19 protein-coding genes are annotated in these 18326 nt (G+C 65.5%); 4 read left to right on the top strand and 15 right to left on the bottom strand.

The genetic code is table 11. The features are described 5' to 3' along the window. Positions 1-56: 56 nt before the first annotated feature. Positions 57-1040: an ABC transporter substrate-binding protein gene (locus C2U37_RS01405; RefSeq protein WP_102948799.1), complete on the bottom strand. Its 984-nt coding sequence runs from the start codon at positions 1038-1040 to the stop codon at positions 57-59. 438 nt (positions 1041-1478) lie between these two features. On the opposite strand from C2U37_RS01405, the gene nrdD reads away from it, so the two are divergent. The 4 genes from nrdD to C2U37_RS01385 all read left to right on the top strand — a co-directional run bounded on the left by nrdD (position 1479) and on the right by C2U37_RS01385 (position 4987). Then, the gene (gene nrdD / locus C2U37_RS01400) at positions 1479-3596 is read left to right on the top strand and encodes an anaerobic ribonucleoside-triphosphate reductase (protein ID WP_102948798.1); all 2118 of its coding nucleotides are present in this window, start codon (positions 1479-1481) and stop codon (positions 3594-3596) included. A gap of 113 nt (positions 3597-3709) precedes the next feature. Beyond that, positions 3710-4222 (top strand): anaerobic ribonucleoside-triphosphate reductase-activating protein, encoded by a 513-nt coding sequence (gene nrdG, locus C2U37_RS01395; protein WP_043152332.1) that lies wholly within the window; start codon positions 3710-3712, stop codon positions 4220-4222. A 63-nt stretch (positions 4223-4285) separates the two neighbouring features. Beyond that, entirely contained in the window at positions 4286-4456 is a 171-nt protein-coding gene (locus C2U37_RS01390; protein ID WP_005343870.1) for a YqaE/Pmp3 family membrane protein, read from the top strand. Positions 4457-4594: 138 nt separating this feature from the next. Beyond that, positions 4595-4987, top strand: a complete 393-nt coding sequence (locus tag C2U37_RS01385) for an energy transducer TonB (protein ID WP_043152334.1) — start codon at positions 4595-4597, stop codon at positions 4985-4987. A gap of 60 nt (positions 4988-5047) precedes the next feature. Here the strand turns inward: C2U37_RS01385 and C2U37_RS01380 are convergent, their stop codons facing one another. From C2U37_RS01380 to C2U37_RS01315, 14 genes are all read right to left on the bottom strand, one after another. Then, complete coding sequence (locus tag C2U37_RS01380) at positions 5048-5407, bottom strand: MliC family protein (RefSeq protein WP_043152336.1); 360 nt, start codon at positions 5405-5407, stop codon at positions 5048-5050. A 427-nt stretch (positions 5408-5834) separates the two neighbouring features. Then, a complete protein-coding gene (locus C2U37_RS01375) occupies positions 5835-6080 on the bottom strand; it encodes a DUF2274 domain-containing protein (protein ID WP_103245823.1) in 246 nt (81 codons plus the stop codon). Further along, positions 6077-7348 carry a TrbI/VirB10 family protein gene (locus C2U37_RS01370; protein WP_023123517.1) on the bottom strand — a complete coding sequence of 424 codons (1272 nt, stop codon included), beginning with the start codon at positions 7346-7348 and terminating at the stop codon, positions 6077-6079. The genes C2U37_RS01375 and C2U37_RS01370 overlap by 4 nt, the downstream gene beginning before the upstream one ends. A gap of 2 nt (positions 7349-7350) precedes the next feature. Beyond that, positions 7351-8343: a P-type conjugative transfer protein TrbG gene (gene trbG / locus C2U37_RS01365; protein ID WP_045353480.1), complete on the bottom strand. Its 993-nt coding sequence runs from the start codon at positions 8341-8343 to the stop codon at positions 7351-7353. Continuing rightward, positions 8340-9044: a conjugal transfer protein TrbF gene (gene trbF, locus C2U37_RS01360; protein WP_023123519.1), complete on the bottom strand. Its 705-nt coding sequence runs from the start codon at positions 9042-9044 to the stop codon at positions 8340-8342. The genes trbG and trbF overlap by 4 nt, the downstream gene beginning before the upstream one ends. Positions 9045-9062: 18 nt before the next feature. Further along, a complete protein-coding gene (trbL, locus tag C2U37_RS01355; RefSeq protein ID WP_023123520.1) occupies positions 9063-10439 on the bottom strand; it encodes a P-type conjugative transfer protein TrbL in 1377 nt (458 codons plus the stop codon). Next, complete coding sequence (locus C2U37_RS01350; RefSeq protein WP_023123521.1) at positions 10436-10726, bottom strand: hypothetical protein; 291 nt, start codon at positions 10724-10726, stop codon at positions 10436-10438. Before C2U37_RS01350 ends, trbL begins: the two co-directional genes overlap by 4 nt. Before the next feature lie 12 nt (positions 10727-10738). Beyond that, positions 10739-11464 (bottom strand): P-type conjugative transfer protein TrbJ, encoded by a 726-nt coding sequence (gene trbJ / locus C2U37_RS01345; RefSeq protein WP_023123522.1) that lies wholly within the window; start codon positions 11462-11464, stop codon positions 10739-10741. Next, positions 11461-13908 carry a conjugal transfer protein TrbE gene (gene trbE / locus C2U37_RS01340; protein ID WP_023123523.1) on the bottom strand — a complete coding sequence of 816 codons (2448 nt, stop codon included), beginning with the start codon at positions 13906-13908 and terminating at the stop codon, positions 11461-11463. Before trbE ends, trbJ begins: the two co-directional genes overlap by 4 nt. Positions 13909-13918: 10 nt before the next feature. Further along, positions 13919-14188: a VirB3 family type IV secretion system protein gene (locus C2U37_RS01335; RefSeq protein WP_031654989.1), complete on the bottom strand. Its 270-nt coding sequence runs from the start codon at positions 14186-14188 to the stop codon at positions 13919-13921. Beyond that, the gene (locus C2U37_RS01330) at positions 14185-14571 is read right to left on the bottom strand and encodes a TrbC/VirB2 family protein (RefSeq protein WP_023123525.1); all 387 of its coding nucleotides are present in this window, start codon (positions 14569-14571) and stop codon (positions 14185-14187) included. The genes C2U37_RS01335 and C2U37_RS01330 overlap by 4 nt, the downstream gene beginning before the upstream one ends. Beyond that, positions 14568-15614, bottom strand: coding sequence for a P-type conjugative transfer ATPase TrbB (trbB, locus tag C2U37_RS01325; protein WP_023123526.1), 1047 nt, complete (start codon positions 15612-15614; stop codon positions 14568-14570). Before trbB ends, C2U37_RS01330 begins: the two co-directional genes overlap by 4 nt. Continuing rightward, complete coding sequence (locus C2U37_RS01320) at positions 15611-16087, bottom strand: ribbon-helix-helix protein, CopG family (RefSeq protein WP_023123527.1); 477 nt, start codon at positions 16085-16087, stop codon at positions 15611-15613. The genes trbB and C2U37_RS01320 overlap by 4 nt, the downstream gene beginning before the upstream one ends. Further along, positions 16084-18096, bottom strand: a complete 2013-nt coding sequence (locus C2U37_RS01315) for a conjugal transfer protein TraG (RefSeq protein WP_023123528.1) — start codon at positions 18094-18096, stop codon at positions 16084-16086. Before C2U37_RS01315 ends, C2U37_RS01320 begins: the two co-directional genes overlap by 4 nt. Between the last annotated feature and the right edge of the window lie 230 nt (positions 18097-18326).

Raw genomic sequence — 18326 nt, 5'->3', positions numbered from 1 at the left:
CCTCTCACTTGAAAGAACCCGGCCTTGTGGCCGGGTTCTTTGTTTGGGGCGGCGCGTCACTCACGCCAGAGTATTTTGTAGCGCCACTTGTCGGGCAGGGTGAGTTGCCAGCGGGCCAGCTCGCTCTTGCTGAAGACATATTCGCCGCGCAGGGCAGCGCGCGGTGCCAGAGTCCTGGGCTGGGCCCCCGCCAGGATGGCGTTGACCAGCTCGGCTGCCTTGGCCCCCTGATCGCGGCCATCCAGCACCAGGCCGCCGATGGCCTTGCCCTTGCCCACCGTAAACTCCCAGAAACAGAACAGCGGTACCGGGCTGTGGGCGCTGGTCCACGCCAGCACCTGCTGCTCGTCCACGTGCCTGCCCTGATCGTCGGTGAGGGTGTGATAGAGGCCGACGAAGATGGCGTCATGGCCACTCTGCCTGGCGCCGAGCACGGCCTCCTGCCACAGGCCGTAGTTGCCGATCAGCTGACTGTTGACCAGGGTCTGGCCGATGCGCAGCTCGGTCTGGCTCCTGAACTCGTCCTCGATGGCGGTGAGGGAGACATTGCTCGAGTCGAACAGCACCAGTGCCTTCTTGATCCCCCCCATCATCTGGCTCATCTCGCTGATGTTGCGCTTGAGCAGGGGGCGCTCCAGCACGCCGGTGATCATGGGATGGCCGACCAGCCCCTTGTGGCGCGGATTCTCGTTCATGCCGAGAAACACCACAGGGGTGCCGAGCGCGGCGATGTCTCTGGCCAGGTAGTTGATGGCGTTGTCATCGCCGAGGATCACCAGCTCCGGCTTGCTCTGCCGGTAGTAGGCGAGCGCCTGCTCGGCGATCCGGTCGAAGTCGTCAGGAGAGCGGCGCTTGGTGTCCATGTAGAAGTAGTCGAAGCGGTGGTGGCCACCCAGGTGGGCCTCCAGGCTGGCGCTGTAGCTTCTGTCCCACAGGTATTCGGGGTGGTAGCTGCTGATCACCAGGATCTCGGCGGCCCACAGCCGCAGCGGGAGGGTGCACAGCAGCAGTAACAACAGCCGCAAGGGAGGGTTGGTCATGTCGCTTCCAGATGGACAGGGAGAGTCGTCACCCATTATGTCCATTTTGGTGCAGCGCTGTCCCGGTCAACTACTGTCGGAGGGGGAATTCTTTTTCTGGCCGGGCGGATGAGGCGCCAGCCCGCCCCCCGTCTGGGGTAGGCTCAAAAAGCCCCTTTTGACGCTGGTTGTGAACTGCCCCACTCCTCCCAAAACCTGTTCTGGATCAAGAAACAGGGTATCGCTTTGGTGCCTAATAGCCCCACATATAGGGGTTAGTGAAATAAAAATACCCATATGTTGTGTTGTTAAGCTGTGTATAAGTCGTCACCCTCTCAGTGTCAGCCCAGGTGTTGCAAGCCCCGGCTGATTTTATTTGCGCCGGGGACAGGTGCGGGGAAGGGGACTCCATAGGGCGAGCCGAGGGTGGCCGCCAGGCCTTTAATGCGGGGATATTCGATGAAACCGGTAGTGATCAAACGCGATGGATGTCGTGCACCATTCAATGGCCAACTGATCGCCGAGGCGGTGAGCCGGGCGGCGGAAGCGGTCAATCAGGCCAACCCGGCGCTGGCTGCGGGCATCGCAAACGCGGTCTGCCAGGAGTTGGAAGGGCGCGGCGAGGTGGACATCCACGAGATCCAGAACCGGGTCGAGAACCACCTGATGGCATCCGACGACAAGGCTATCGCCCGCGCCTACATCGAGTACCGTCACGACCGGGATCAGGCCCGCGAGGCCCGTGGCCGCCTGGCCCAGGAGATCCGCGGCCTGGTGGAGCAGACCAACGCGGCCCTGCTCAACGAGAACGCCAACAAGGATTCCAAGGTGATCCCGACCCAGCGCGACCTGCTGGCGGGCATCGTCGCCAAGCACTACGCCATCAGCCACATGCTGCCCCGGGAGGTGGTGCAGGCCCACGAGAGCGGCGACCTGCACTTCCACGATCTCGACTACTCCCCCTTCTTCCCCATGTTCAACTGCATGCTGATCGATCTGCAGGGGATGCTGACCCACGGCTTCAAGATGGGCAACGCGGAGATCGACACCCCCAAATCCATCAGCACCGCCACCGCGGTGACCGCCCAGATCATCGCCCAGGTGGCGAGCCACATCTATGGCGGCACCACCATCAACCGCATCGACGAGGTGCTGGCGCCCTATGTGACCATCAGCTGGCACAAGCACCGGGAGGTGGCCGAGGAGTGGGGGATCCAGGACGTGGATGCCTACGCCATGGCTCGCACCGAGAAGGAGTGCCACGACGCCTTCCAGTCCCTGGAATACGAGGTGAATACCCTGCACACCGCCAACGGCCAGACCCCCTTCGTCACCTTCGGCTTTGGCCTCGGGGACAGCTGGGAGTCACGCCTCATCCAGCGCGCCATCCTCGGCAACCGCATCGCCGGCCTTGGCAAGAACAGGAAGACCGCCGTCTTCCCGAAACTGGTGTTCGCCATCAAGGACGGCCTCAACCATCGGCCGGGCGATCCCAACTACGACATCAAGCAGCTGGCCCTGGAGTGCGCCTCCAAGCGTATGTACCCGGACATCCTCAACTACGACCAGGTGGTCAAGGTCACCGGCTCCTTCAAGACCCCCATGGGGTGCCGCTCCTTCCTCGGTGCCTACGAGGAACACGGCGAGCTGGTACACGAGGGGCGCAACAACCTGGGGGTGGTGAGCCTCAACCTGCCGCGCATCGCGTTGAGATCCCGCGATGAGGCGGACTTCTGGGACAAGCTGGATGCCGCCCTGCGGGTGGCCAAGCAGGCGCTGATGTACCGCATCGAGCGTCTCAAGGGGGTCAAGGCCAGGGTCGCCCCCATCCTCTATATGGAGGGGGCCTGTGGCGTGCGCCTCAAGGCGGACGACAACATCAGCGAGATCTTCAAGCACGGCCGCGCCTCCATTTCCCTGGGCTACATCGGGGTGCACGAGACCATCAACGCCCTGTTCGGCACCGACACCCATCTGTTCGACAGCGAGGTGTTGCGGGAGAAGGCCATCGCCATCATTGCGCGGCTCAAGGCGGCCACCGACGAGTGGAAAGAGGAGACCGGCTACGGCTTCAGCCTCTACTCCACCCCGAGCGAGAACCTCTGCACCCGCTTCTGCCGCATCGACGCCAAAGAGTTCGGCGTGGTGGCCGGGGTGACCGACAAGGGCTACTACACCAACAGCTTCCATCTGGACGTGGAGAAGCAGGTGAACCCCTACGACAAGCTGGACTTCGAGGCGCCTTATCCGCCCATCGCCAGCGGCGGCTTCATCTGCTACGGCGAGTATCCCAACATCCAGCACAACCTGGAGGCGCTGGAGAACGTCTGGGACTACAGCTATGACAAGGTGCCCTACTACGGGACCAACACCCCCATCGACGAGTGCTACGACTGCGGCTTCACCGGCGAGTTCGAGTGCACCTCCAAGGGCTTCACCTGCCCGCGCTGCGGCAACCACGATCCGGCCAAGGTGTCGGTGACCCGCCGGGTGTGCGGCTATCTCGGCAGCCCGGATGCGCGCCCCTTCAACGCGGGCAAGCAGGAAGAGGTGAAGCGCCGCGTCAAGCATATGTAAGCGAGCAGACCCCACCCCAGCCCTCCCCTTGGCAGGGAAGGGGGCAAAGAAGCTCCTCTCCCTTTCGAAGGGGGAGGTTGGGAGGGGGTTGGCCGTTAACCCAGAGAACTCGAATGCACTACCACCAGTACTACCCGGTCGATGTGATCAACGGCCCAGGCACCCGCGCCACCCTGTTCGTGTCGGGCTGCGAACACCAGTGCCCCGGCTGCTACAACCAGAGCACCTGGCGGCTCGATGGCGGCAGACTGTTCGATCAGGCCATGAGCGATCGCATCATCCAGGATCTCAACGACACCCGCATCAAGCGGCGGGGGCTGTCGCTCTCCGGCGGCGATCCGCTCCACCCTGCCAACGTGCCTTTTGTGCTGGCGCTGGTGCAGCGGGTGCGCGCCGAGTGCCCGGGCAAGGACATCTGGTGCTGGACAGGCTATCTGCTCGGCGAACTCAGCCCGGCCCAGCGGGAGCTGGTGGCCTTGCTGGACGTGCTGGTGGACGGCAAGTTCGAGAAAGGGCTGGCGGATCCCGGCCTGCTGTGGCGCGGCAGCAGCAACCAGATCATTCACCACCTCGATGCATGGCGGGCGCAACAGGGGCAAGGCATCCCCTGTCAGGTTTGCAGTTGAGGCCAGGGATGTTTATGGTTAGCCCATTCCAATTCCTGCGACATCGTTACGAGGAGATGCGCGATGAACAATCTGCTCAAGATCCTGCTGGCCATTTTTCTGCCCCCGGTCTGCGCCTTTATCCAGGTGGGCTTCAGCCTGCATTTCTTGATCAACATAGTGCTGACCCTGCTCGGCGGTCTGCCCGGCATGGTCCACGCGCTCTGGCTGGTGGTGAGCGACAAGCGCGGCTGATCCGCCCGATTGAAAAGGCCAACCCCGGGGTTGGCCTTTTTGTTGCCCGCCAGATGGGGGCTTCCCGTATGAGCCCTTTCATCTGACACTGGCACGCCGTTCAAGGAGCCGAACGGTGCAAGGAAGAGGGAGTGTCGAGTGCGTTTGAAGGTGTTGTTGCTGTGGGCCAGCCTGGGCCTGCTGGGGGGCTGTGCCAGCCCGAGCCCGACCGTGAAGCTGAACCAGCCTCCGGTGGATGTCACCTGGGAAGATCTGCCCAGATACTGGGTGCTGGTGGGGGACATAGGCGTCTTCCGCCCGGTCGGGGGGCTGCCGGAGAAGAGGCCGGTCAAGGGGTATGTGACACTCCGCTATCTCATCGATTCCAATGGCAATCTGTTCAGCCCTGAAGTCCTGGCATCCGAGCCCCCCGGCGTGCTGGATCTCATCGCCATCTCCGGGCTGGCGAAGATGCGCTACCGGGCATCCGATCAGAATCCACAAGCCATTCCGGCTCGGGTTGAGGCCCGATTCGAAGTGGAAGTGAAATGACAAACACCCCGGCCTGACCGGGGTGTTGCGTGTCTGCAATGCGCCATGGCGGCGCCAGGTTTACTGCTCCTTGCAGTCGTTGTAGCGGCTCTGCCACTCCCCGGCCTCATCGCGCATCTCGACGAACCCCTCCTTGCCCTTGTTCCACCAGACCACCTCGTGATCGTCGGTGTAGCGGGCGCCGGAGGCGGAGACGGCCTGGGGCAGGGTGTAGTCCTTGCCATCGGGCAGGGCGAGCTTGACGAAGTTCAGGCTCTCGTCCGAGAGGGAGAAGTAGCGTACCTGCACCTTCTGGTTCTGTTCACACAGGTAGGTGACGGTATCCCCGCCGGTGACACCCAGCTTGCCGGTACCCAGATCGCAGCCGCTGAGCAGGGTCAGGGCCCCGGTTCCCAGTAGTAAGAGCTTGGCGTGTTTCATGTTGCATCCTTTGATCGGTGTCATATGGCATTGAGCCTAACAGGATGAGGATCAACTGCAACCTCATCAAGGGCCGCCTGCGTCGGGATGCGTCCTGCCGGCGGCTGCTCGCGTCATTTCCTGTGCTGCGGGCAAAAAAGTTCTCGTGTCAAGTCTTTCGTGCAAATCACGGAAGGCTTGAAACCGTATATTGGACAGTAGGTTAGCTCTTTTCGAGGCCACGTTGCGGGGCTGCGGCGTTGTGGGCTAGGTGCCACATAAGAGCATCGGGAGAGAAAGCCGGATCGCACTTGGTCGTGCTGGATTGCCGAGACGCGGCGGGCTTGTGTTTCCATCATAGCCCAATCAGCCGCAGCCCTCCAGAACGAAGAACGCGCAGCTTCGGGCTGCGCGTTCGAGGAATGGCCGCCAGCGGAAGCCCGCATCGTCAGCTTGGCTTGGGCGGCGCAGCTTTGCCCGCACCGACCTTCCTGAATACCCGATCCCCGGCCATGAAGGCGTCGAGCATATGCGGGATCAGCGTTGCCACATCAACGGCCTCGCCATACGCCTGCGCGTGCAGCGCGGCGTAGCGTTCCAAGTCGGATTTCAGGTCAGCCGGGCATGAGAATGTGACCTTGACGGTCTCGGTCTTCGGGAGCGGCCCGAGCCGCAGCTTGCGCGTCGCGCTCATCGTGAAGTCCCTCTGTTGAAAAAAAGCGGCTGGTAGGGCCGCAGCACCAGATCACGATTGACGATGATCCGCACCGGCAAGCCGGGCCGGCTGGTCAGCGTGGGCTGGATGTTGAGATTTCGGCGGGTCATCTCCTGGCCGACCTGATTGATGCTGTCCTGCGCGCTGTCGCGCCCGGCGATGATGACGCGATCACCGTCCTGGCGGTTCTCCGGGGCGGCCAGTTCAGCGCCGATGCCCAGCAGCGTCGTCAATGCCGCGCCGGCAAAGACACGATCCCAATGCCAGTCCACATCGTCTTCCAGACCGGCATAGCCGGCCGGGTCGGTGCCGGCCAGGTTGTCGAGCGTGAGCGATGACGTGTCCGGCAGGACGATCCGGTTCCACACCACCTGCACGCGGCTCTGCCCGTAGCTCACCTGGCTGTTGTATTTGCCCAGGATGCGCGAACCCTGCGGGATCAGCAGGAAATCGCCGGTAGCGGTGTCATAGACCGGCTCCGTCACCGTGGCGATCACGTCACCCGGCAAGTCCGACTTGATGCCCGTCACCAGCGCCCCAGCGAGCACGGTTCCGGCCATGACCTGATACGGCGAAGCCGGCAGGGTCAGATTGCCGGAATTGCGGGTTTCCGTAGAGCCTGCTTTCAGGAACGCCTCTTTCTGGTCTTGCCGGTTCTGCACGGCGGTCGGGTCGGCCGGCTGGGCCGCCGTCGAGGCTGGCCCGGCGGCCATCGGGTCGAACGCCGCATTGGCGGCGAAGCCCGGCGCAGCAGCCACCTGCGATTGCGCCACCGGCGCGGCCGCCTGCGCACCCGAACGGAAGAACACGGACGAGGCCGCGGCCGCTTCGGCTTCCTTGCGCAGTGTGTCGTTCGGGTCATGGCCGGGGGCCGCGTAGGCGGCCGTCACCGGCTGCTGCGACTTGACGATGGCCGGGCCAAGGTCGCCCGGCAGCGGCGGCCCCAGTTCGGGAACGGCGGGCGGCAGCTTGGAGTAATCCGACGGCAGCGCATCCAGCCCTTCGGACTTCGACACGCGATCGACGTTATAAAGCTCGCTCTGTTCGCCCGCACCGCGCCGTTGCGGTTGCAGCGACCACATCAGCGCGCCGAGCACGGCGACCGACAGGCCGCCAGCGAGGATAGCCAACGTGCGCCGGTTCAGTCGCGTGACCGGGCGCGGCTGGGCACGCAGCGCCATCGCCTCGGGCGCGATCTTGCCCGCCGCTTGCGGCGCGGCGAGGTCGGGAGTGTCGTCCTGGCTCATGGTCAGTTCCTCCGCGCCACGCCATCGGTGCGCTCGATGCGTACCACGTCGCCGCCATCACCACCCAAGCGCAGTTCGGCCGCGCCGAACAGCCGATCCACGATGTAGTACGGCGAGCGGAAACGGTAGTTCACCAGTTGCCCGTCACCCTGCGCACCAATGACGAACAGCGGCGGCAGTTCACCTTGCGCGATGCCTGCGGGGAACTGGATATAGACTTTCTCGCCGTCATCGAAGGCGCGCAGCGGCTTCCACGGCGGATTGCTGCCGCTGACCGCGTAGCGGAAGCGGATCTTCTCCAGCGACAAGCCGGTATCGACCGGCGCGGCGGCGCTGGCCGCCTGCGCCTGGCGCTGCAAGGCCAGCATCCGATCTTTCGGGTAGTCCCAGGACACTGACGCCATCCATGCCTTCTCCGTCGAAGTCAATTCGAGCAGGTACGTCCGGCGGCTTGTGGTGATGACCAGATTGGTTTTCAGGCCCGAGCGGATGGGCTTGACCAGCACATTGACGCGCAGCGCGTCGCCACTGCCGCTGGACGTGTCGCCCACGATCCAGCGCACGGTATCGCCAGCGGCGACCGTCACCAGTTCCTCGCCGGGCTGCAAGGACACCACGGTCACGCGCCCCGGCGCGGCATAGACCTGATAAAGCGCGCCATCGGTGAAGGGCCACACTTGAATCGCGTTGACGTAACCCTCGCGGGTCGGCGCGATGCGCGCCTCGGCGTTCGCACGCGAAACGCGCACCTTCTCGTCGGCCGGCTCCGGCGCAGCCGGGGCCGTGTCCACTTCGGGCAGCGGCTTCAACTGCGCGGGCAGCGCCAGGGGTTCGGGGACGGCGACGACTTCGACGGGCTTCGGCGGTTCGGGCAGCGGCTGCGCCTGAACCGGCTCATCGAGTGAGATGGTCGGCGGCGGCTTGCCCTGCGTGGCGCAGCCTGACAGGGCTGCAAGCGTCAGCACGAAAGCGTAAAAGCGGAAAGGCAGGTTCATGGCTTGGCTCCTTCGGAAGAATCCAGTTCGCGGCTCCACGCCAAGCCATTGACGTAGATGCCCAAGGGATTGCGGCGCAGGCGTTCTTCGGTGCGCGGGGTTTGCAGGACGATGGACACCACGGCCGTCCACCTCTCCAGCCCGGCGGCCGCGCCATTGACGTAGCGGCGTTCCGTCCAGCGCACGTTGAACGACGTATCGCTGGCGCGAACTACGCTGGTGATCTGTACCGTCACCGACTCCTTGCCGATGCGCGCGAAGGGATCGTTCACCCGCGCGTAGTCATTGAGCGCGGCCGCGCCCTTGTCGGTGGTGTAGTCGTAGCCATCGAGCCAGTTCTGCCGCACGACGATGGGATCGACGGACAGCGAGCGAACCATCGTCACAAAGCGCGCCAAGTGGTGTGCGATCTGCGCATCGCCTGGCCGGTACGGCGTGGCGGCTTCGCCCACGGCGCGCACCTGGCCGGCTTCATCCACCTCGATGACATAGGGCGTGACGATGGACTGCGCCGAGCGCCACACCAGGCCACCGGCCATCAGCAGTGCCAGCACGAGGCAGCCGAACGCCATGAGACGCCAGTTCTTCGCCTGGACGCGGGCCGAGCCGATACGGTCGTCCCAAACTTGGGCGGCGGATTGGTATGGGGTGGCAGGCTGCGGCGTGTCGGCATAGCGCACCTGCGGTCGCTTGAATCGCATGGGTGTTCTCCTTGAAGGTTAGGTATCGGAATCCCGCAGGCTCGGGCCTTGCCCGGAGCCGCCACCGTCGCCACCACGCAGCGTGTGGGCGGCGGTGGTCGCGGCATGGGTGATCTGCTGGCGGCGGTGCATCCGCTTGGCCCAGGCGGGTTGCTCCTGCTTGGGCGAGCTGGCGGCACCATCTGCCGCTTCGCCGGCGGCGGCCTGGCCTGCGCCAGCAGCGCCAGCGCCGGTGCCGTTCCAGCCGGCGCGGAAGGAATCGGCCACCTTCTGCCCGGCAGCCGAAGCGCCGGACGCGGCGCGGCGGCCTGCCGCCTGTGCTCCGGTCTTGGCGACATTGCCCAGGCCAGCCGCCGCGCCCTTGGCCCCGCCGCCCGCAGCGGCGGAACCGGCCTGGAACGCCGACCGGGCGCTACCAGCCGCCGACGTGGCGGCACGCGCACCTGCGCCGGCCAGCTTGGCGGCGGCCGGGGCCATGCGTGCGCCAGCCATGACAGCACCGCCCACGCCGGTCGCGGCGGCACCAATGGCAACGCCCGTGCCGACAGCACCGACCGCCGCGCCGGCCATCGCGCCCGCGCCGAGCTGCGGCGCACCGGACACGAGGCCCGTGGCGATGCCGGGGCCGAAGATGCCGAGCGCCAGCAAGGCGAGCGAGGCCAGCATCACGACCAGCGCGTGGTCGATGGAAGGCTCGTCAGGGTGAACCTGGAACTCAGCGAACAGGCCCGAGCCGATGCCGACGATGACGGCCAGCACCAAGACCTTGATGCCCGACGACACCACGTTGCCGAGCACCTTTTCCGCGAGGAATGAGGTTTTGTTCCAGAGCGCAAACGGGATCAAGACGAAGCCGGCCAGCGTCGTCAGCTTGAACTCGATCAGCGTGATGAAAAGCTGTACCGCCAGCACGAAGAAGCAGAGGATCACCACCAGCCAGGCAATGAACAGCACCACGATGGGGTCGAGGTTCACGAACACCTCGGGGAAGCCCGCCATGTCGCCGATCTGCTCCAAGATCGGCGCGCCCGCGTCGATGCCGGTCTTTGCCAGCCGGCCCGGTTGCAAGAAGTTCTCCATCGTGATGGCCGAGCCGGTGGCGGTGATACCGAGCCCGGCAAAGGAGCGGAACACGATGCTGGCCAGCCAGTTGAAGTTGTTGATGATGTAGGCGAAGGCACCGACGTAGAGCACCTTGCGCAGCAGCTTGGCGATCACGTCCTCGCCTTGGCCAGTCGCATGGCTCATGGCCCAATACAGGCCCGCGATGGTCATGTCGATGACGATGAGCGTGGCCGTCAGGAACGCCACTTCGCCTTGCAACAGCCCGAAGCCGGAGTCGATGTAGCGCGAGAACGTGTCGAGGAATCTGTCGATGATGGTCACGTCGTTCATGGCGCGTCCTCCGTGGTCGGCTCATCGAAGCTGGCCGGGATCGGCGGCAGGTCGGCCAGCGAGCCGTATTCGTCCGGCCCGGTCTGGCCGGCGAAGAACCGCCGCCGGAAGGCTTCGGCGGCGGCGCGGCAGATGTCTTCGCCTGCGGCGTGCCGGTCGGCTGCGCATTGGGCACGCAGCGCCTTGAGCCGCACGGGATCGGCGGCCAAGGTCGCGGCCAGGTCTTCGGCCGGCTGCTGGCCGCAAGCTGTCAGCAGCACGGCCAGCAGGACAGGAACGCATCGCATGGCCGCCCCCTGTCAGTTGTTGTAGAAGTTGACGGACTGCGGCGTGTACGGCGTGCCGGTGCCGAGAAAGCGCCGCCGCACTTCGCGGGCGCGCTCGGTGGCCGCCGCCTGCCGCGCCAGTTCCAGCGAGGCGGCCCGGTCTTGCGTGATCTGGAGCTGCTGGGCCTGGATGGACTGCTTGGCCTGCAAGGCGAGAAGCTGGTTCGTCGCCTGCATGGCTTGCAGCGCGCCGGTGGCCGACTGGCTCTGGCTCACGAGGTCGGCCAGCGCGCCTTCGTCTTGCGCCAGGTTCTGCGACACCTGCGCCTGCATCCGCATGGCGGTATGCAGGCCGTCTAGCGAGTTCTTCCAGCGTTCGCGGGCATCGCGGAACATCTGGTCGCCGCTGATGGTGGCGGCGTACTGCTCCGGATACAGCCGTGCGAAATCGCTGTCGAGGTTCTGCACGTCATAGGCCAGCCCCTGCGCCTCGGCAATCAGGCGCTCGGTGGTGGCGAGCGTCGAGCGCAGCCGGTTGACGATGTTGAAATCCAGATTCGCCAGGTTGCGCGCCTGGTTGATGAGCATATCCGCTTCGTTCTGGAGCTGCTGAATCTGGTTGTTGATCTGCTCCATCGTGCGGATCGCCGTCAGCGTGTTCTGCACAAGGTTGGTGGGATCGACAACGACCCACTGCGCGTGGGCAGTAGCGGTGCAAAGCATGGCCGCGACGGCGGCGGCAAGAAGACGCTTTTTCATGGCTGGTTCTCCAGTGGTTGGGACAGGAAGGAAGCCGCCGCCGGCGAGGACGGCAGCAGGTCGGCGGCCCATTCGAGGCCGCGATGGCGCAGCCACGCACCGGCAAAGCCGGGAGCGCCGGCCTGCGTCAGCACGCGGTCGATGTCGCGTTGGTCTTGCGGTGTGGATGCGCCCGCGAAGGCGAGCGCGGCCGGCCCCAGGTCGAGGTCGAACAGGCGATTGCCGAGGCGCGATTGGTAGTAGTAGTCGCGCTTGGGCTGCGCGGTGGCGACGATCTCGATTTGCCGGCTGTTGAGGCCAAAGCCCTCGTAGATCATGCGAATCTGCGGCTCGGTCGCCTGCGGGTTCGGCAAGAAAATCCTACTGGCGCAGCTCTCGATGATCGCGGGCGCGATGGTCGAGTCCTTGATGTCCGCCAGGCTCTGCGTGGCGAAGATGACGCTGACGTTTTTCTTGCGCAGCGTTTTCAGCCACGCCCGGATGCGGGCGGCGAACGCCGGCTCATCGAGGAACAGCCACGCCTCATCGAGAATCAGCAGCGTCGGCGCACCGTCGAAACGCTCATCGAAGCGGGCGAACAGGTAGCGCAGCACCGCTTGCACGGCGGCGGGGCTGTGCATCAGTTCTTCCATCTCGAAGCCCTGCACCGAACCGGAACCCAGGCGGTCGCGGTCGGCGTCCAGCAGCTTGCCGTGCGCGCCGCCAAGCACATAGGGCGACAAGGCCTGGCGCAGCGCGTTCGATTGCAGCAGCACGGAAAGCCCGGTCATCGTGCGCTGCTCCGGTGGCGCACCCGCGAGGCTACCCAGCGCCGACCAGATGGCCGCCTTCTCGTCAGGGCCAACGGTCACGCCTTCATGCAGAAGACGGCCTTCCACCCATTCGGCCGCCCAGGTGCGGTAGCCCTCACCGTCGATACGGGCGAGCGGCTGGAAGGCGATGCCGCCATCGGCCCCAAGGTCGTAGTGCTCGCCGCCCAGACCGAGAATCGTGGCGCGCATCGAGCGCCCCATGTCGAAGGCAAAGATGCGCGAGCCGACGTAGCGGCGGAACTGCATCGCCAGAATGGCGAGCAGTACCGACTTGCCCATGCCGGTCGGGCCAGCGACCAGCGTATGGCCCACGTCGCCGATGTGCGTCACCAGCCGGAACGGCGTCGCGCCATCGGTGCGGGTGACGATCAGCGGCGGCCCGTCGAGGTGATCGTTCTTCTCCGGCCCGGCCCACACCGCCGACAGCGGCATCATGTGCGCGAGATTCAACGTCGAAACGATGGGCTGGCGCACATTCGCATAGGCGTTGCCGGGAATGGACGACAGCCACGCATCGACCGCGTTCAAGGTTTCGGGGATGGTCACGAAGCCCCGGCCCTGGATGACGCGTTCCACCATGCGCAGCTTTTCGTCGGCAGCAGCCGGGTCGGCGTCGAGCACCGTCACCGTGGCGGTGAGGTAGCCGAAGGCGACCTGATCGCTGCCCAGCTCCTGCAAGGCGGCGTCCGCATCAACGGCCTTGTTATTTGCGTCGGTATCGACCAGTGGACTTTCCTGCTGGAAGATCGTTTCGCGCAACAGCGCGACGACGTTCTTGCGCTTGGCGAACCACTGGCGGCGCAAACGGCCGAGTTCTTTTTCCGCCTCGGCTTTGTCCATGCAGACAAAGCGCGTACTCCAGCGGTAGCCAAAGCCCAGGCGGTTGAGGTCGTCCAGCAGGCCCGGCCAGGTCGAGGTCGGGAAGCCCCGCACCGACACCACCCGCAGGTGCTGGTCGCCCAAGGTCGGCGCAAGGCCACCGACCAGGGCGGAATCGGCCAGCAGTGCGTCGATGTGGAACGGCACTTCGGGCACGCCCACGCGGTAGCGCCGCGTCGAGATGCTCGAATGCAGGTAGGTCAACGTCTGCGCATCGTCCAGCCAGGCGATCTCCGGCATCACGCCATCGAGCAGGTCGAACACCCGATCGGTTTCCGCCACGAAGGCATCGAGCCGCCCGCGCCAGTCCACGCCATCGCCGGGCGCGTGCTCGTAGAGCAGCTTGGCGGCGCGGGCACGGGATTCCTCCGGCGGCAGGTAGACCAGCGTCAGGTGATAGCCGCTCTCGAAGTGATGGCCCGATTCCTCGAAGGCGGCGCGGCGTTCTTCCTCCACCAGCCAGGACAGCGGTTCGGGGAAGTCGGAATGCGGATAGTCCGCCGCCGGCCCCCGCTCGGCTTCGATGAACAAGGCCCAGCCCGACCCGAGCCGGCGCAGCGCGTTGTTGAGCCGCGCCGACGTGGCGATCAGCTCGCCTTGCGTCGCGCTGTCCAGATCCGGCCCGCGAAAACGCGCCGTGCGCTGGAAAGCACCGTCCTTGTTCAAGACGACGCCGGGCGCGATCAGCCCGGCCCAGGGCAGCCAGTCGGCCAGCAGCGCAGGCCGCTGGCGGTATTCGGCAAGGTTCAGCATGGCATCCCCCTCACACGTCCAGCAGCGGCTTGTGCTTGATGTGCCGGGCGAAGACCTGCATGAACTGCGGATCGACGCGCGCACCCCACACCGCCAGCGAATGGCCGACGATCCAGAGCACCACGCCGGGAATCCACAGTTGCAGGCCCAGCCCGACGGCGGCGGCCAGCGTGCCGTTCGCAATGGCGACCGTTCGCGGCGCACCGCCCATGAGGAGCGGTTCGGTCAGCGAGCGATGCATGGGCACCTCGAAACCCGGAAGATCGTTGGCCGTGCTCATACGACGGCCCCGCCGGAGAACGAGAAGAACGACAGGAAGAAGCTCGAAGCCGCGAAGGCGATGGACAGGCCGAACACAATCTGGATCAGCTTGCGAAAGCCGCCCGACGTGTCGCCGAAGGCGAGCGCGAGGCCCGTGGCGATGATGATGATGACCGCGACGATGCGCGCCACCGGCCCCTGAATCGACTCCAGAATGGATTGCAGCGGACCTTCCCACGGCATCGAGGAACCGGCGGCCTGTGCTGTTCCGGCCAGGAACAGCAGCAGCGCGGCCAGCAGCAGCCCTTGCCCCGCAGGGCGGGCCAGGCTGCGCAGCCGTGCCAGGATAGGCAGGCGAGAAAGCGGATTTACAGAAAGACGGAAAGCATCAACGTGCGTCATGGCAGTTCTCCAGGTTGGTCAAGGGACGGGGAAGAAAGCGGCGGCAGCTCGGGAAGCGGCGTTTCCAGCGCGTCCGCCAGGCGATAGCCGGCGCCGTCGAAGCCGACGACGCGGGCAATGCTTCCGACGCGGCGCTTGCGGCCACGTCCGGCGATGTGGATGACGACATTGATCGCCTCGGCGATCAGCGCACGCGGCGGGTTCACCGCGACTTCGAGAATCAACTGTTCAAGGCGCAGCAATGCACCCAGCGCGGAACCGGCGTGGATGGTGGCGATACCGCCGGGATGCCCCGTTCCCCACACTTTGATGAGGTCGAGGGCTTCGCCGCCGCGTACTTCGCCCACGATCACGCGGTCGGGCCGCAGGCGCATCGTGGCGCGCACCAGCTCGGTCATGGACACCACGCCCGCGCGGGTACGCAGCGGCACATGGTCGCGGGCCGCGCATTGCAACTCGATGGTGTCTTCGAGCACCAGCACACGGTCGCCCGTGGCGGCAATCTCGGCCAGCAAGGCATTGGCGAGCGTGGTCTTGCCGCTGCTGGTCGCGCCCGCGATCAGGATGTTCTGGCGCTCACGCACGGCACGGCGCAGGAAGTCCGCTTGGCTTGCCGTCAGGATGCCGTCGCTGACGTAGCGATCCAGGCCGATGATGCTCACGGCCCGCTTGCGCAGCGCGAAGGCCGGGCCAGGCGCGGCCGGCGGCAAGATGCCCTCGAAGCGTTCGCCGGTTTCCGGCAACTCGGCGGTCAAGAGCGGTTGACCACGATGCACTTCCGCGCCGACGTGCGCGGCCACCAGGCGGATGATGCGTTCGCCATCGGCTTCGGGCAGTTCGACGCCCAGCGGCGTGCGGCCCGACGACAACCGATCCACCCATAGGGTGCGGTCGGGGTTGAGCATGATTTCCACCACGTCCGGGTCTTCCAGCGCGGCGGCGATCAGCGGCCCCATCGCCGTGCGCAGCATCTGGATGCGGCGATCCAGCGAGGTCGCAGCAGACGAGCGGTGTTCGGGCGGGATCTGTGGAACGGCGCTCATGACGCACGCTCCGCGGCCCGTTCATGGGCTTCGGTCTGTGCTACCGCTTCATCCATCCGCATGGGATCGGGATGCAGTTCCTCCACCACATCGCGCACCAAGCTCCGGCCGCGCAGCAGGTGGCGGCCAAGCTGTTCGACAAACTGCTCGAAACGCGCCTTGCCTTGGGCGCGGGCTGCGTCTTGATGGGCTTCGGGAACCGGTGTGCTGACGGTGAGGAAGTAGCGGATGAACAGCGCCAGCGTCTCGATCTGGATGTTCTGGTCGCGCTCCAGGCGTTCGGCCTGCCGTGACAGGCGATCGAGCCGCTTGGCGATGGCGGCCTCGCGCTGGTCGCCCGCGTCCGGCGACAGCCATGACGCCAGGGCAGCAGCAACGATGCTGGACTTCGAGACGCCTTTCTTGGCGGCCAGTTCATCGAGGCGCTTGGCGTGCTCGTGCTGGATGAACAGGTTCAATCGGTATTGGCTCATAAGTCGATTCCGTCGTTGGGGTCGAGGGAAGCCAGCCGGGCCGTGCGCTGCATGGCCGGATCGAGCTGGCCGGGAAGCGGCAGCGGCAAGTCGTCGTCGTCATCGAGCAGCGCCAGGTCGGTCGCGTATGCGTCCGTTTCGGGGTCGTAGGCGACGGATTCGGATAGCTCCGGCTGGCGGCGCGGGCCGCCGTCATCGGTGCCGCCAAGGTCGTCGGCGGATGCCAAAGCCGGTGCGGCGGGCACGGCCGGGATCGCCAGCCCGCTCCAGTCGTCGGGCCGAGAAGGTGGCGCGTCGGCATAACGTCCATTGATTGGCCCGGCAGCGAGCGCGGGCGGCGGCAGCACGCGGCGCTTGAAGTTGGCGTCGGTGTAGTAGCGCAGCTTCTTCGCCTTGATCGGCGCGACGCTGGACACCATCACCACGGCGTCATCGGGCGGAAGCTGCATCACCTCGCCCGGTGTCAGCAGTGGGCGCGCGGTTTCCTGCCGCGACACCATCAGATGCCCAAGCCACGGCGCGAGCCGGTGGCCGGCATAGTTGCGCTGCGCGCGCAGCTCGGTCGCGGTGCCGAGCGTTTCCGAAATGCGTTTGGCCGTGCGTTCGTCGTTCGTCGCAAACGTCACGCGGACGTGGCAGTTGTCCAGAATCGAATGGTTCTGGCCGTAGGCCTTGTCGATCTGATTGAGCGACTGCGCGATGAGGAAGCTGCGAATGCCGTACCCGGCCATGAAGGCAAGCGCCGACTCGAAGAAGTCGAGCCGGCCCAGCGCCGGAAATTCATCCAGCATCAGCAGCAACTTGTGGCGGCGCTCGATACCGTCGCTGCCGTCAAGCGACTCGGTGAGCCGCCGCCCGATCTGGTTCAGAATGAGCCGGATCAGCGGCTTGGTGCGGCTGATGTCGGACGGCGGCACCACCAGATAGAGCGAAACTGGGTGTTCGGCGGAAATCAGGTCGGCGATGCGCCAGTCGCAGCGTGATGTGACTTCGGCCACCGTGGGATCGCGGTACAGGCCGAGGAACGACATGGCGGTGCTCAAGACACCGGAACGCTCGTTGTCCGACTTGTTCAGCACTTCCCGCGCGGCGGATGCGACGACCGGGTGCGGCGCATCGCCCAGGTGCTTCGTCGTCATCATCCGGTGCAGCGTCAGCTCGAACGGGCAAGCCGGGTCACTGAGGAAGTTGGCGACACCGCGCAGCGTCTTGTCCTCGTCCGCGTAGAGCACATGAAGGATCGCGCCGACCAGCAGCGCGTGCGAAGTCTTTTCCCAATGGTTGCGACGTTCAAGCGCACCATCGGGATCGACCAGAATGTCGGCCACGTTCTGCACGTCGCGTACTTCGTGCGCGCCGCGCCGGACTTCCAGCAACGGGTTGTAGGCTGCCGACTTCGCATCAGTGGGGTTGAACAGCAGGCAATGGCTGAACCGCGAGCGCCAGCCGGCAGTGAGCGTCCAGTTCTCGCCTTTGATGTCGTGAACGACGACGGACGCAGGCCAACTCAACAAGGTGGGAACGACCAGGCCGACGCCTTTACCCGAGCGCGTCGGCGCGAAGGTCAGGACGTGCTCCGGGCCTTCGTGCCGCAGGTATTGGCTCTCATGATGGCCGAGAAAGACACCGACCGGCTGCGTCAGTCCGGCCTTGCGAACATCGGCGGCGTCGGCCCAGCGGGCCGAGCCATAGGTCGTCACTTTGCGTGCCTGGCGCGAGCGCCACACCGACATGGCGATGGCGACCGCCACAGCCAGCAGGCCGCTGCTTGCCGCGATCATGCCGCCGGTGTCGAACACCTGCGGCGCATAGGCGTCGAAGAAGAACCACCACTCGAACAGCTTCCACGGGTAATAGACCGGCGTGCCGTGTAAGTCGAACCAGGGCGAGCCCAGGCGTAGTTGGTAGCCCAAGGCGGCGGCTGTCCATTGGGTGGCACCCCACACACCGGCGATCACGATGCCGAACACAGCGGCGATCTGGCCGAACAACACGCCTTGAGCCTGCATACCTTTGCCTCCGATTTCTCCTGCGCTGATTCCCCGTGGAAAACGCGGCACAAAGGCGTGCCGCAGGCGTCAGGATCGGTGCCGGTTCAGTGCCGGTCAAAGACCGTTATCGGCATCAAGGTGATGCAAAAAGCATGGTTTCATGCAGGGAAGAAACCAGTAAAAACGCCGCAGGCGCGAGCGCGCTGCGGCGTGTTTGCAAAGACGAACAGAATTTTTTCGAAGAGTTG

Origin of the sequence: Aeromonas sp. ASNIH1, from assembly GCF_002934285.1 — a bacterium.
GTDB classification, from domain to species: Bacteria; Pseudomonadota; Gammaproteobacteria; order Enterobacterales; family Aeromonadaceae; genus Aeromonas; species Aeromonas caviae.
This window is presented reverse-complemented; position numbering and strand designations above follow the sequence as displayed.

Excerpts from the sequence above, each read along its gene's own strand:
- trbB (WP_023123526.1), bottom strand. The coding sequence starts at position 15,614 with ATGAGCGCCGTTCCACAGATCCCGCCCGAACACCGCTCGTCTGCTGCG.
- nrdG (WP_043152332.1), top strand. The coding sequence starts at position 3,710 with ATGCACTACCACCAGTACTACCCGGTCGATGTGATCAACGGCCCAGGC.
- trbJ (WP_023123522.1), bottom strand. The coding sequence starts at position 11,464 with ATGAAAAAGCGTCTTCTTGCCGCCGCCGTCGCGGCCATGCTTTGCACC.
- C2U37_RS01350 (WP_023123521.1), bottom strand. The coding sequence starts at position 10,726 with ATGCGATGCGTTCCTGTCCTGCTGGCCGTGCTGCTGACAGCTTGCGGC.
- C2U37_RS01320 (WP_023123527.1), bottom strand. The coding sequence starts at position 16,087 with ATGAGCCAATACCGATTGAACCTGTTCATCCAGCACGAGCACGCCAAG.
- trbF (WP_023123519.1), bottom strand. The coding sequence starts at position 9,044 with ATGCGATTCAAGCGACCGCAGGTGCGCTATGCCGACACGCCGCAGCCT.
- C2U37_RS01405 (WP_102948799.1), bottom strand. The coding sequence starts at position 1,040 with ATGACCAACCCTCCCTTGCGGCTGTTGTTACTGCTGCTGTGCACCCTC.
- trbE (WP_023123523.1), bottom strand. The coding sequence starts at position 13,908 with ATGCTGAACCTTGCCGAATACCGCCAGCGGCCTGCGCTGCTGGCCGAC.
- trbG (WP_045353480.1), bottom strand. The coding sequence starts at position 8,343 with ATGAACCTGCCTTTCCGCTTTTACGCTTTCGTGCTGACGCTTGCAGCC.
- nrdD (WP_102948798.1), top strand. The coding sequence starts at position 1,479 with ATGAAACCGGTAGTGATCAAACGCGATGGATGTCGTGCACCATTCAAT.
- C2U37_RS01375 (WP_103245823.1), bottom strand. The coding sequence starts at position 6,080 with ATGAGCGCGACGCGCAAGCTGCGGCTCGGGCCGCTCCCGAAGACCGAG.
- C2U37_RS01380 (WP_043152336.1), bottom strand. The coding sequence starts at position 5,407 with ATGAAACACGCCAAGCTCTTACTACTGGGAACCGGGGCCCTGACCCTG.
- C2U37_RS01335 (WP_031654989.1), bottom strand. The coding sequence starts at position 14,188 with ATGAGCACGGCCAACGATCTTCCGGGTTTCGAGGTGCCCATGCATCGC.
- C2U37_RS01315 (WP_023123528.1), bottom strand. The coding sequence starts at position 18,096 with ATGCAGGCTCAAGGCGTGTTGTTCGGCCAGATCGCCGCTGTGTTCGGC.
- C2U37_RS01390 (WP_005343870.1), top strand. The coding sequence starts at position 4,286 with ATGAACAATCTGCTCAAGATCCTGCTGGCCATTTTTCTGCCCCCGGTC.
- trbL (WP_023123520.1), bottom strand. The coding sequence starts at position 10,439 with ATGAACGACGTGACCATCATCGACAGATTCCTCGACACGTTCTCGCGC.
- C2U37_RS01330 (WP_023123525.1), bottom strand. The coding sequence starts at position 14,571 with ATGACGCACGTTGATGCTTTCCGTCTTTCTGTAAATCCGCTTTCTCGC.
- C2U37_RS01370 (WP_023123517.1), bottom strand. The coding sequence starts at position 7,348 with ATGAGCCAGGACGACACTCCCGACCTCGCCGCGCCGCAAGCGGCGGGC.